Source organism: Methylocystis sp. SB2, from assembly GCF_049817085.1.
Taxonomy (GTDB): Bacteria; Pseudomonadota; Alphaproteobacteria; order Rhizobiales; family Beijerinckiaceae; genus Methylocystis; species Methylocystis rosea.
In genome coordinates, this window is sequence record NZ_CP187401.1 from 28,201 (window position 1) to 40,230 (window position 12,030).

Consider the following 12,030-nt stretch of genomic DNA (forward strand, 5'->3'; position numbering starts at 1 on the left):
CGACATGAAGTTTGTTGAACAGGCTCCGCGCTTCCTCTTCTTCACGGGCAAAGGCGGCGTCGGGAAAACGTCGATCGCCTGTGCGACGGCGATAGAACTCGCTGAAGCCGGACGCCGCGTGCTGCTTGTCAGCACCGATCCGGCGTCCAATGTCGGGCAGGTGTTTGGGGTCGGCATCGGCGATAAAATCACGGCGATTGACGCCGTGCCGAACCTGTTCGCGCTGGAAATCGACCCGCAGGCCGCCGCGCAAGCCTATCGCGACCGCATCGTCGGCCCCGTGCGCGGCAAGCTTCCCGAAGCCGTGGTGAAGGGCATCGAAGAGCAGCTTTCCGGAGCCTGCACCACGGAAATCGCCGCCTTCGACGAATTCACCGCGCTGTTGACGGACAAAGCCATTACATCGGGATACGATCATATTATTTTCGATACGGCCCCGACCGGCCACACCATCCGCCTGTTGCAGCTCCCCGTCGCCTGGAGCGGCTTCCTTGAGGCGGGGAAAGGCGACGCCTCCTGCCTCGGTCCGCTTGCCGGACTGGAAAAGCAGCGCGCCCAATACAGCGCCGCGGTCGCCGCTTTGGCCGACGGTCAGCGCACCCGCCTGATCCTCGTCGCCCGTGCGCAAAACTCCGCGCTGCGTGAAGCCGCGCGCACGCATGAGGAGCTGGCGGCGATCGGCCTCAATCAGCAATTCCTCGTAGTGAATGGTCTACTGCCGAAGGAAGAGGCGGCGCTCGATGCGCTCGCCGCCGCCCTTTACGCGCGCGAGCAGGCTGCTTTGGCGGCGACGCCCGATGCGCTTCGCAGCTTGCCCCGCGACTATGTGCCTTTGAAGCCGTTCAATCTCGTCGGACTTGATGCATTGCGTCAGCTCCTCGTTGCGACGCCGACGCACATCGAAACGGCGGTCGGCGAACCTGTCGAGCTGCACGCGCCAAGCCTTTCGGAACTGGTGGACGGCATCGCCGCCGATGGTCATGGCCTCGTCATGCTGATGGGCAAGGGCGGCGTCGGCAAGACGACGCTTGCGGCGGCGGTCGCCGTCGAGTTGGCGCATCGCGGACTGCCCGTCCATCTCACCACCTCCGACCCTGCCGCGCATCTCGCCGAAACGCTGCATGGTTCGCTCGACAATCTGACCGTGAGCCGCATCGATCCGCACGCGGAAACCGAACGCTACCGGCAAGAGGTGCTGAGAACGAAAGGCGCGGCGCTCGACGCGCAAGGACGGGCTTTGCTCGAAGAAGATTTGCGCTCTCCTTGCACGGAAGAAATCGCCGTCTTTCAGGCGTTCTCGCGCGTCATCCGCGAAGCGGGCGAGAAGTTCGTCGTCATGGACACCGCGCCGACCGGCCACACGCTGCTGCTCCTCGACGCGACGGGCGCCTATCATCGTGAGGTCGCGCGGATGCTGGACGCCAAGGGCGCGCATTACACCACGCCGATGATGCAGCTACAGGACGCGCGTAGAACCAAAGTTTTGCTCGTGACGCTCGCGGAAACGACGCCCATCTTGGAAGCCGCCAACCTGCAAGCCGATTTGCGCCGCGCCGGGATCGAGCCTTGGGCGTGGGTCATCAATAACAGCGTCGCGGCGGCGCGTCCGCATTCTCCCTTGCTGCGTCAGCGCGCCAAAAATGAACTGCTCGAGGTTGAGAAAGTGGCGACAACTCATGCGCGCCGTTACGCCGTCGTGCCGCTGCTAAGCGAAGAGCCGGTCGGCGTGCGGCGTCTTCTCGAACTGGCGGGCTATGCGACTGAACCAGCGTAAAACGTCTTGAGCTGACATCTCAGTTTCATGCAACCGTAGATGCCGCTTCGCTTGTCGCCACACGTCCATAGCCGGGCCGCGCCTAAGCGCCCGCTGGCTCGATAATTTTAGCGTCTCCTTTTGTTTGCCGTAATTGTGTATTTGAGGTAGATGCCGGAGCAAAAAAGCTTCCGTCTTGCTTGTGTCTTAAAGCCTAGACTTTGCGCTTCGGGAAGGATGTAGGATGAATGCGAATAATGCTAAGCTTTCGGCGGACAGCCAAGCTTGTGCATTCTTTGACGACGCCGCGAATAAGCTTCGGACCCATTTCGAGCGCCAAGTGCTTGCGGCGCTGCCGGATTTCGCGCGTCGAGCGCTTGAATGCGAGTTGAACGCACTCTCCAATCTGTCGAGCGCTGATCCTGTCCCGCCATTGGCGGAAATCTCGCTCGTGCGCGCAGAACAATGCGCGCATGACTTGCTGAGCATGAATTACGAAGGCGTCGCCGATTCATTTTTGCGGCGCTGCGTGAGCGAAGCGTCGGCGGACATCGCGGCGGCGGTGATCGCCGCATCCGGGCAGGGCGGAAATATCGTGATTTTTCCGATGCCTTCCAGCAGAGCGGCCGTTGGCCGCACGCTTTAGCTTTCTTGCGAGATCCGTCCGAAAAGGCGGCAAGGCGAAGGCGGCGCGAGCGAACTGCGGAGAGCGGGAATGAAGGAGGAGATCGACGCCTATCTGCTCAAGGAGTTGCATCGCGAGTTGAGCGATATCGAGCAGTATGACGTCGATCCGCGCATTCGTCTCATCTACGCCAAGGCGTTGGAGCTTTATTGGACGCTCTCTCGCCTGCTCGGGCTGAGCCGCCTGCACGATGGGCGCTGGCGCGCGCCGGACGCCGCTCAAGCGCAGGCGCTGCGCACGCGCCTCCAAGGCGTCATCCCGCCGCCAGCGGCGCATAATCGTCTGCTCATCGATATGACGGCGACGCATCGCTTTCGCGGCCATACCGGGGTCCAGCGCGTGGTGCGTGAAATCGCGCGCGCCTGCGTCGAAAGCGGCGAAGCGCTTCCAGTCTATCTGGAAGCGGGCCGCTTGTATGGCCATTTTCAGCACGACAATTTGCCAGACGCGGTTGAATTGCAATCGGGCGACACGCTGCTCTTGCTCGACTCCGGATGGGGCTTCGTCGAGGAATATCCGCCGCTCTTGAGCGCAGCGCATGAGGTTGGCGCCGAAGTCGTCGGCGGCCTCTATGATCTCATCCCCTTGCGTTATCCCGCCGCGACCGCCTTAAAGAACAGCGCGCCCTTCACGCCCTGGTTCGAGAAGGTGCTGCTGCAATGCGACGCCATCGTCTGCATTTCGCAGAGCGTCGCAAGGGACCTCGTGGACTACGTGCGGGAACAGGGTCTCGCGACGCCCGCGACTATGCGGATCGGCTGGTGGCCGCTTGGCGCCGATTTTAGCGCTGGGGCTCAGGAAGCGCCCTCAAAGGCCGTCGAGCAGATCGCTTCAGCGCCGACGCCGTTCTTCATGAGCGTCGGCACGCTCGAGCCGCGCAAGGCCTATCCCATCGCTTTGGACGCGTTTGAACGACTTTGGTCGGAAGGCTGCGAGACGCGTTACGTGATCGTCGGCCGGCCGGGTTGGAACACGCGGGCGCTGCAACGCCGTATAAGACAGCACAGCGAATACGGACGCCGGCTGTTCTGGCTCGACAATGCGAGCGACGCCGATCTTTCGCACCTCTATCCGCGCGCGCGGGGTTTGATCTTTCCATCCTTCGTCGAGGGCTTCGGCATGCCGCTGATCGAAGCCGCGCATCACGGCGCGCGGGTGATCGCAAGCGATATCCCGGTTTTCCGCGAAGTCGGCGGCGACGGGACTGTCTATTTCGATGTGCTCGACGCGCAAGCGCTCGCCGAGCGCGTGCGTGAAGCGCTCGTTGAAGTAAGAGAGATGAAAGCCCCGACGGTCACGACCTGGCGACAATCGGCCGCACGTCTCGTCTCAATGGTGCGGGGAGATCGCTATCAGATCGACGCCGTCGAACTCGGCAAGGTTCTGGAGCCCCCGAATGAAGTGGCGGATCGCCGCGTTGCCTCAACGACCGCTTCCGCCTATCTTCCGGCCGATTGAAGCGCAGCGAGGGCTCTCAACTCTCTCGTAGGGATCTTGCGTCGATGACCGCCAGCCTTTCCATCTGCATTCCCATCTATAATTTCGCGAAATTCATTCCTGAAACTCTCGATTCGATCCTTGGGCAGGACGGTGGGGATGAGGTGCAAATCGTCATCCTCGACGGCGCTTCGACCGACAACACCGCGGAAATTCTCGCGGGCTACGAGCGCAAGCATCCCAATATCAAATATGTGCGTCAGCCTCAGAAAGGCGGCATCGACCGCGACATGGCGAAGTCCGTTGAGCCCGCGACCGGCGATTATTGCTGGCTGTTCAGCGGCGACGACATCATGCGGCCGGGCGCGCTGCGTCGCGCGCTCAACGAAATTCAAAGCGGCCATGATCTCTATCTGTGCAAGCACATGGAGTATTATTTTTATCACGACAGCTGGACCGAATATCCGACCGTCGCGTGCGAGGACGGCGCCGTCTTCGAGCTTTCGGATCCGCGCAGCCGCCACGACTATTTCAGCAAAGCGGTCAACACCGAAGCATTCTTGAGCTTCATCGGCGGCATCATCGTGAAGCGCTCGACGTGGAATCGCGTGCCGCTCAATGAAAAATTCGTCGGCAGCTGCTGGGGGCATGTGGCGCGCTTTTTCGAACTGATGCCCGGCGGCTTGAGCATCAAAGTTCTCTCTGGCGCGCTGCTGGACCGGCGCCCAGACAATGACTCCTTCGCAGGCGGCGGCATGGTCAATCGCTATCGCATCGCCATCGACGGATTCCACAATATCGCCGACCACTTCTTCGGCCACGACAGCATCGAGGCTTTCCACGTGCGGCGCGTGATCAGACATGAGTTCCATCCGCTGGCGATGCAGCTTGGCAAATTCATGTGCTTCGTCAATCCGGCGGGCGAAAGCCGCACGCTGATGGATAGCCTGATGAAAAAGGTCTATTCCGATTTTTCAATCGGCAATCTGCGCGCGAAATTCGCCTATGCGACGATGTCGGCTGAGCGCTTCAGACGTCAACAGCCTGAACTCAGCGCGCATCATGAGAAACAGAGATCGCCGAACGGAAAGATGGACGAACGGCACGCTTGATGACCACTTCACGCAAGCAACAATGTTTTGAGACGAGCAAAACTACAAATGCGCTGTCAGACGACGCTTATCCCTACTCTCGTCGTGCGTAGCCTCGAGTTTGGCGGTCGGACATGTTTTCCGCTAAGTTGCGGAGCGAGCCAGCGGTTGGAGAAGTAAAGATGGAGATTCCGAAGAACATTTTTCAGTATGACTGGGCGGCGATGAGTGCAGCCGACCAACGCGCGTTCTTTGCGAAGAACGGCTTCTTGGTGATCCCTCAGCTTTTTACCCCCGAAGAAGTCGATTTAATGCACAAGGAAATTGAGCAGTACGGACTCGCCGAAAAGAAAATCGATATGAGCGAAGCCTTCTGTTCCGCGCCGTCCTTTGCGCCGATGGTCGATCATCCAAAGCTTGTTTCAGCGCTCACGAGTATTCTCGGCTCCAACTTCATCTGCTTTAAAGGCGCTTATGTCCCCAAGCATTCCAAGCAAGGCGTCAGCACTCCTCATCGGACGGCGTTGCATGTTGACTACGGCATCTTGGAGCGCGAGGGCGACTACCGGAATTCCAACGCCTTATGGGTCAATGTCGCTTGCTACTTGAGTGATATGACGTTCGAGCACGCCCCATTCGCGGTTGTGCCCGGCAGTCACAATTACTTTCACCTTGAGCCTGGAACGGACATGGAGAGCCTGAAGGAGGAGGCTGTCACATTGTTGGCGAAAGCGGGCGACGCCATTCTATTTTTGCATAACACCGTGCATGCCGGCGGTTCGAACGTTTCCGGATACACGCAGCACATATTGTTCTGTAGTTACAGGGCGGCTTGGGCGCGCCATATAGGCCGCGTAACGGAATGGCCAAAGCAGTTCGTTGAAAACTCGCCGCCATCAAGGCAGCGCTTGATCTCCGGCTTGAACGCAGGCGACGCGCAAGAAGAGCTACCCGCAGTCGTCAAGCGATACGTCCCAGCCTCCGTCCTTAAAAAATCCGCAGAAACCCTGTCGACGCTCGGAAAATACTCAAAGGCCAAGTCTCTAACGCGATTGGGCGATCGGCTTTGGGCGGCCTATGAAAAAAGGGTGGAATAGCGCGCTCGGATTTTTGGCCGTGTGGGCCGTGCCGTAAACGGCGCCGCGCACGTTCAGCGCGACCCGTCATTTTTTAAGCTTCGCCACAAAGTCTAACAGGCGAGTCCATAGAGGCTTTCTCGGTTCCTCAATATTGGCGAAGCTTTTCGCGACATAGACGTCATTTGGCTCAAGGCGACTCCACATGGCGTAGCCGGCTTTTTTCATGAACTCGACGTACTCGTCCTTATTAAAGAGGTTTTCGAGGATGACGACGCTGGGATTATACTTTTCCAGCGACAGTCCTCGCAATACGTTCAGCTCCCAGCCTTCGACGTCGATCGCGAGTATGTCGATATGATCGATTTCGGGCTCATGTTCCTTCAAAATGGTGTCTAACCGCCGCACTTTGACCGGCACGGTCTTGACGCGCGTGTTGTTCTTGACGGTTTCGTGTAGTTCGGCGAACTCGTCTTTTATGCCGAGAGACGAGAAAGACTCGAAAGAAACCGAGCCGCCCAGGTAATCGGCGCCCTGAGAGTCGACGACGAAGAAATCCATGTCGTCGGCGTCGACGTCGCTGCAGGCGTATTCATAGATCTGGTGCCCGCGGCTTCGATGGGCCTGGCAAAATTCCGGATTTGGCTCGATCGCGATGATTTTCCATCCAAGGTCGCGAAACCTTGCGCTGATGGACAGATAATCGGGTAGGGCGGCGCCAACCTCGACGAACACGCCCGGCTCGCTCTTATCCTTGAAGAATTTATCGTGGACCAGGATGTCCACGTCTTTTTCGGCCGTCATGGAGTCCCGCCCTGTGGTTTGATTGTCAATTCACCGCCCGACGCCAAAAATGCGTTTGATGGCGGTCATCTTGTCCTCTCGAGGAATGCTCGACGCTGGCGATTGCGTGAGCAATTCCCGCCAAACAGGTTGCGCGTTCGCCATGCGAACGGAGTCGGCGTCGAGTTTTCTGAACACGAAGCCCGCGAAGCCGTATTCGCTGCCTTCATACTCAAAATCTTCGATCCCTTCGGCCCAGATTGGCGGGTCGACAAGCGCGCATTCTCCCATGGCGTTGATCAACCTGTCACGCAAATCATGAGTCGTGTACAGGCGGTGATCGACGATCGGCTTGATTTGTCCCGGTCGCCAGCTTTCCTTGAAATCCACCGTCAGCACCGCGAGGCCGCCCGGTCGGAGAAATTCGCTGATAATGCGGACGAATTGCTCGTCATCCGCCACATGTTCCAGAACCGATACGCTCAGGCATAGGTCATAGGAACCTAGCCGGGCCCCGGGAGAGCGATAGAAATCGAGCAACGTCATTCCATTGACGTTCGGGTCGATCTCATCGATCCGGTAGCCTTGCTCGCAGAGCGTCGCGACGGCGGTGTCTTCAAAGGAGCCTGCCGCCAAGATGCGGGCGTTAGGGCATTCGGCCAGAAAACGCTGAGCGGTGTCGAGCGCAAAGCCTTGCTGAATATTCGCGCGTTCGATCTTACGGGCGAGCATGTCTGGGACATGTTGTGCAAGATCGCTGATCGCGTCGCTATAAGCGGCCCGCGAGCGATCGTCGAGAATCTTGTTAAAGCCGCGTCGATCGGGCGTGGCGCGGCTCGCCTCGCGCGCTCTCATCGCGCCGATCATGGACCGGTTCAATTCGGCCGCCACCTTCTCCGGAGCAGCGGCGTCGCGCAGCGCTTTGAGCATGGACGTGTCGCCTTCGGCGATATCGATCAGGTCGCGATCTTCGATGAAGATCGAAGGATTAACGTGAAACATGTGCCGAAACATCGCCGAGCGCGTCAATGCGAAAGGTCGTCCCGACGCCAAAGCAAAGTCGACGCAACTTGATATGCCGGATGACATGTCGTCATAGACGAAAGCATTCATCGTATTCGACGCGAGGAATTCAACGATCTGCGCATTGTCAAAAAAATGGCTCGTCGCCTGCAACTCAATACCGGGTTTGGTGATTGCTTTACTGCATTTCTCGACAGTTTCGGCGAAGCGGGATTCAGGGACGATGCTGGGGTCATCATGCGGGGGGAGGTTGATTCGAATCACGGCGCGGTCGAATTGGTCGTTCACCAGTTCGCAGAGCCGGTCGAATCCTTTTCCCGGCGTCGCGAAGCCGAAGGAGCCGATCGTGAAAACCTCGGGCGGCTGCGGTGACTTTGCCGGACGGGCTGGAAGAAACCGCGGCGCGCGCAGTAACGCGGGATTGCGGGGAACGAGCGTCGGATCGAGGCAAATGAGGAAGTCGAACGGTGCGACACTCGCGCCGTCGGCGATTTCCTGGGTCACCTGATGGAGAACGCCAAAGAGCGTCGCGCCGAGTTCCGACATCGGCGCCGTCGTAAGCCAATTCATCGTGCTAGGATGATGATTGAAGAGAATGACGTCGGGCTTCGCGTCGTGAACGGCGGTCTTCAATTCCTCGAATCCCGCGCATTCTACATAAGACCAGTTGATCGTCTGATCTTTCGTCAAGACGTCAAACAAGTTCCGGCCGTATTGATAGACGCCGCAATGTTCGCCTTTGTGTGATACAAGGAGGCCCTTTAGCATTGCTTCACTCCAAGACGGTGCGTTGAGTCAATCAGACGATCTCGATCTCCGGAAAGGGGAAGATCATCTTGCCGCCGCTGGCGAGATATTCCTGCTCCCGCGCCAATATCCCGTCCTTGAAATGCCAGGGAAGCACGAGGAAGTAATCCGGCTTCATCGCCCGCGCCTCGGCTTCCGAGACGATCGGGATATGTGAGCCGGGCGTGAAGCAACCGAATTTGTCGGGATTGACCTCGGCGATCGCCTCGACGAGGTCGGGGCCGATGTCGCAGAATTGCAGCACCACATTGCCCTTGGTCGAGGCGCCGTAGCCGAGGATGCGCTTGTTGTCGTCCTTGAGCGCGCGCAGCAGGCGGCGCAGGTCCTCGCGATGGCGGAAGACGCGATCTTCGAAATCGCGGTAGGGACGAGGCGTGTTCAGCCCCATCCGCTCCTCTTGCGCCAACAGCCAGTCGATCACCGCAAGATTGCGCTTGCGCTGCGCGTTCTTGTGGCCGGCGGTGACGGCGAAACTGCCGCCGTTGACCGCGTTCATCTGCACGTCGAGAATCTGGAGATCGGCCGCGCCGAGAATTTTCTCGATGACCCCCAGCGAGTAATATTCGATGTGCTCGTGGCAGATCGTGTCGTAGGAGGTGAGCCGCAGCATTGACGGCATATAGCTCTGCTCGAAATGCCATACCCCGTCGGGCGCGAGCGCTTTGGCGACTTCGCGGGCGAACCAGACGGGATCGTCGAGATCGTAGAACATCGCGATTGACGTGACGATCTTCGCCCGCTTCGGCGAGAGCTTTTCAAACGCCTGTGAAGAGAAGAACTCCGGCGCGAGCTTGATATCGTCTGGATAATATTGTCGGAACTTCGCGCCGGTGGGATCAATGCCGATGCGCGCCAAGCTCGACGTCGTATAGGCCTTGAGAGACGTCGCGTCGTTTGAGCCGATGTCGAGCACCGCGTCGCCGGGCTTGAGATCGGCGAATCGCTCAAGATGGGCGATCTTCTGGGTCAGGTGTCGCACCATCGACTGATTGAGGCCCGAGCGATAACCGTAGTTCTCGCCATACATCTCGCTGGCCTCATAGCTGTGCGCGAGCTGCAGCAGGCCTGAATCAGGGCACCAGACGAGCTCCAGAGGACCGACCGTGACAGGCGTCTCGCGAGAGCTCGGAAAAACGCCCGTGAGCGCCTGGTCGCCGAGCGCCAGAACCGAGACGAGATTGGTGGAGCCGCTAACGCGACACTTGGTAATTCTCTTCGTCATTGTCCAATTTCCCGGCGCATTCGCGAATGAACGTCCGCAGCCTTAGAGGCGGTGCGAACGAGGCGAGGAAGGCCTTCCGTATGATGCCTCTTGCAACTCACCGAAGTCTTGGCCTGAAGACGGCGGGAGTGTCAATCGCCCGCGTTAGAGCGGGTGATACTGATACAGCCAATTTTCCGAAAGCACGTCATCGCCGTTCTTGAGGAACAGGCGCATCTCCACTGGCTCAGAGCCTTCCACGGTCAGGTCGAATTGCGCCCGCCAATGGCCCGGCACATTGTCAAAAACCGCTTCGGTGAAGACGTAGGAGAACGTTCCGCGCGACGCCCATAACACGGGTTCGGGTTTCACGCCGAAGGGGAGTTTCGCGAGCGGCTCGCCCAGAAACTCCACCATGAACTTCCGGACGCCCTTGGGCCGCGGCCTGCCGGGCTGGCCGCCGTTGCCGAGCCTCGTCGCGACGCAGCGCGCGAGTTTGGTCGGGTAGGGCTCGTCCGCAAGCCAGTGCAGCCGATAGGAATATTCGAAGGAGGCGCCGGGAACGGCCGGCTTCTCGGGCGCCCAGATGACGACGATATTGTCGTGGATCTCGTCATCCGTCGGAATTTCGATGAGTTGAATCGCGCCCTTGCCCCAATCGCCCTTGGGTTCGATCCAGACGCTCGGACGGCGATCATAGAAGACGTTGTCGAGATAATGATCGTAATTGCGGTCGCGCTGCATCAGGCCGAAGCCCTTGGGATTATTGTCGCCAAACGCCGACGCCATGACCCGGTTCGGATTGTTCAACGGCCGCCACAAGCGCTCGCCTGCGCCCGTCCACATGCTCAACCCGTCGGAATCATGCACTTCGGGCCGCCAATCGATCGCCGTCGGCTTCGCGGTCTCCGAGAACCAGAACATCGAGGTGAGCGGCGCGACGCCAAAACGCGTAAAGGCGCCGCGCAAATGCAGCGAGCAGTCGATGTCCATGATGACGCCCTTGCCGCGCGTCATCAGGAAGCGATAGGCGCCGACGATCGACGGCCCTTCGAGCAACGCATGCAGGACGACGCCGTCGGCGGTCTCCGGGCCGATGTAAATTTCCGTGAAATCAGGGAATTCTTCGTTCGACCCCGCCTGCCAGGTATCGAGCGCGACGCCGCGGGCCGACATGCCATACTGGCGCAATTCGCCGATTGCGCGGAAATATGACGCGCCCAGAAACGCCACCCAGTCGTTTTTCTTCCAGTCGAGCGCGCCGTCCTTGGCCTCCTGAATGCGAAATCCCGCGAAGCCGGCGCCGGGCGGCAGTTGGCGCGCGATCGAATCCGCCGGCATATTGAAGTAGCTCGTATCGTAAAGAACCTCGCGCGCCTCGCCGTTTTCGACGACATTCATGCGCACGGCTTTCTTGAAGAACATCCCAAGGTGGAAGAACTCTACGGGGAAGCGGTCCTTGGTGTCGGCGAAAAGCGCGTGATCGGTGTTGTAGGTAATCTGTCCCCACTTCTCGTAGTCGATCTGCGAGGTGATCTCGGGGGCAGGGATATTCGGCTTGCGGTAAGGCTCTTTGATAAGGCGCTGCGCCGTCTGCTTGAGCGTCTCGAAGGAGAATGGCCGCGCTTCGCCGAGCCGAAGATTGGAGACGCTCGTCGCCGCCTCGCTGCGGGGCGCGCCGACGGCGCCCAAGGCGCTCGTCGCCGCCGCCGCTTTGATAAACGAGCGACGATCCTGCTTCTCGACCATCTCGGCGTCCTTGTTGCGAAGTTTGGGAGATGCGCGCCTGGGTCTACCGCCGCCGCGAGCCTGTCGGGGGGCGCGAGACATTAAAGCGCAGGACCCTTATTAGCCGCGAATCGGCTCATTGCGGATGGCGGTCCGCATGAAGAAGTAGAGTCCGATGAGTCCGGCGAGGGAGAAGATGATTTCGAGCGAGCGGCTGATGAGGGGATCAAGCTGAAAAAGCCCGCCCAGCGCCCAGCCCGCGGCCCAGGATGCGCCGACAAGCTCGGTGCCAACTAAGATCGCCACGGCGACGAGCGTCGACAGGCGCAGATAATTGATGGGCTTCTGGCTCATGACGTCATTCTCGAGCTCGACCCCTTAACAGGCGGCCGACGCCGCGCGCTCGCGTCGTGCTATAGCAAAGGCTGCTGCAAGGCAAGCCGACG

Annotated in this window: 10 protein-coding genes; 5 read left to right on the forward strand and 5 right to left on the reverse strand. The window is 59.6% G+C overall.

Annotation, left to right across the window (positions count from 1 at the left end):
* Positions 1-4: 4 nt before the first annotated feature.
* The 5 genes from arsA to ACPS74_RS00175 all read left to right on the forward strand — a co-directional run bounded on the left by arsA (position 5) and on the right by ACPS74_RS00175 (position 6,063).
* Positions 5-1,774 carry an arsenical pump-driving ATPase gene (gene arsA / locus ACPS74_RS00155; protein WP_029649733.1) on the forward strand — a complete coding sequence of 590 codons (1,770 nt, stop codon included), beginning with the start codon at positions 5-7 and terminating at the stop codon, positions 1,772-1,774.
* A gap of 223 nt (positions 1,775-1,997) precedes the next feature.
* Positions 1,998-2,399: a hypothetical protein gene (locus tag ACPS74_RS00160; RefSeq protein ID WP_029649735.1), complete on the forward strand. Its 402-nt coding sequence runs from the start codon at positions 1,998-2,000 to the stop codon at positions 2,397-2,399.
* Between the two features lie 69 nt (positions 2,400-2,468).
* Positions 2,469-3,896, forward strand: a complete 1,428-nt coding sequence (locus ACPS74_RS00165) for a glycosyltransferase family 4 protein (RefSeq protein ID WP_036241691.1) — start codon at positions 2,469-2,471, stop codon at positions 3,894-3,896.
* A 44-nt stretch (positions 3,897-3,940) separates the two neighbouring features.
* Positions 3,941-4,987, forward strand: coding sequence for a glycosyltransferase family 2 protein (locus tag ACPS74_RS00170; protein ID WP_029649741.1), 1,047 nt, complete (start codon positions 3,941-3,943; stop codon positions 4,985-4,987).
* A gap of 161 nt (positions 4,988-5,148) precedes the next feature.
* Positions 5,149-6,063 (forward strand): phytanoyl-CoA dioxygenase family protein, encoded by a 915-nt coding sequence (locus ACPS74_RS00175; protein ID WP_029649743.1) that lies wholly within the window; start codon positions 5,149-5,151, stop codon positions 6,061-6,063.
* 66 nt (positions 6,064-6,129) lie between these two features.
* Here ACPS74_RS00175 and ACPS74_RS00180 read toward each other — a convergent pair whose 3' ends face one another.
* The 5 genes from ACPS74_RS00180 to ACPS74_RS00200 all read right to left on the reverse strand — a co-directional run bounded on the left by ACPS74_RS00180 (position 6,130) and on the right by ACPS74_RS00200 (position 11,938).
* Positions 6,130-6,846: an FkbM family methyltransferase gene (locus ACPS74_RS00180; RefSeq protein WP_029649744.1), complete on the reverse strand. Its 717-nt coding sequence runs from the start codon at positions 6,844-6,846 to the stop codon at positions 6,130-6,132.
* 30 nt (positions 6,847-6,876) lie between these two features.
* Positions 6,877-8,616 (reverse strand): methyltransferase domain-containing protein, encoded by a 1,740-nt coding sequence (locus ACPS74_RS00185; RefSeq protein WP_029649747.1) that lies wholly within the window; start codon positions 8,614-8,616, stop codon positions 6,877-6,879.
* 31 nt (positions 8,617-8,647) lie between these two features.
* A complete protein-coding gene (locus ACPS74_RS00190; RefSeq protein ID WP_029649749.1) occupies positions 8,648-9,877 on the reverse strand; it encodes a class I SAM-dependent methyltransferase in 1,230 nt (409 codons plus the stop codon).
* 144 nt (positions 9,878-10,021) lie between these two features.
* The gene (locus ACPS74_RS00195) at positions 10,022-11,605 is read right to left on the reverse strand and encodes a glucan biosynthesis protein (protein WP_029649751.1); all 1,584 of its coding nucleotides are present in this window, start codon (positions 11,603-11,605) and stop codon (positions 10,022-10,024) included.
* Between the two features lie 99 nt (positions 11,606-11,704).
* On the reverse strand, positions 11,705-11,938 hold the full coding sequence (locus tag ACPS74_RS00200) for a hypothetical protein (protein WP_014890049.1): 234 nt from the start codon (positions 11,936-11,938) through the stop codon (positions 11,705-11,707).
* Positions 11,939-12,030: the final 92 nt, after the last annotated feature.

What these genes read in the sequence shown, in the direction of transcription:
- arsA (WP_029649733.1), top strand. Translation starts at nt 5, where the DNA reads ATGAAGTTTGTTGAACAGGCTCCGCGCTTCCTCTTCTTCACGGGCAAA.
- ACPS74_RS00160 (WP_029649735.1), top strand. Translation starts at nt 1,998, where the DNA reads ATGAATGCGAATAATGCTAAGCTTTCGGCGGACAGCCAAGCTTGTGCA.
- ACPS74_RS00165 (WP_036241691.1), top strand. Translation starts at nt 2,469, where the DNA reads ATGAAGGAGGAGATCGACGCCTATCTGCTCAAGGAGTTGCATCGCGAG.
- ACPS74_RS00170 (WP_029649741.1), top strand. Translation starts at nt 3,941, where the DNA reads ATGACCGCCAGCCTTTCCATCTGCATTCCCATCTATAATTTCGCGAAA.
- ACPS74_RS00175 (WP_029649743.1), top strand. Translation starts at nt 5,149, where the DNA reads ATGGAGATTCCGAAGAACATTTTTCAGTATGACTGGGCGGCGATGAGT.
- ACPS74_RS00180 (WP_029649744.1), bottom strand. Translation starts at nt 6,846, where the DNA reads ATGACGGCCGAAAAAGACGTGGACATCCTGGTCCACGATAAATTCTTC.
- ACPS74_RS00185 (WP_029649747.1), bottom strand. Translation starts at nt 8,616, where the DNA reads ATGCTAAAGGGCCTCCTTGTATCACACAAAGGCGAACATTGCGGCGTC.
- ACPS74_RS00190 (WP_029649749.1), bottom strand. Translation starts at nt 9,877, where the DNA reads ATGACGAAGAGAATTACCAAGTGTCGCGTTAGCGGCTCCACCAATCTC.
- ACPS74_RS00195 (WP_029649751.1), bottom strand. Translation starts at nt 11,605, where the DNA reads ATGGTCGAGAAGCAGGATCGTCGCTCGTTTATCAAAGCGGCGGCGGCG.
- ACPS74_RS00200 (WP_014890049.1), bottom strand. Translation starts at nt 11,938, where the DNA reads ATGAGCCAGAAGCCCATCAATTATCTGCGCCTGTCGACGCTCGTCGCC.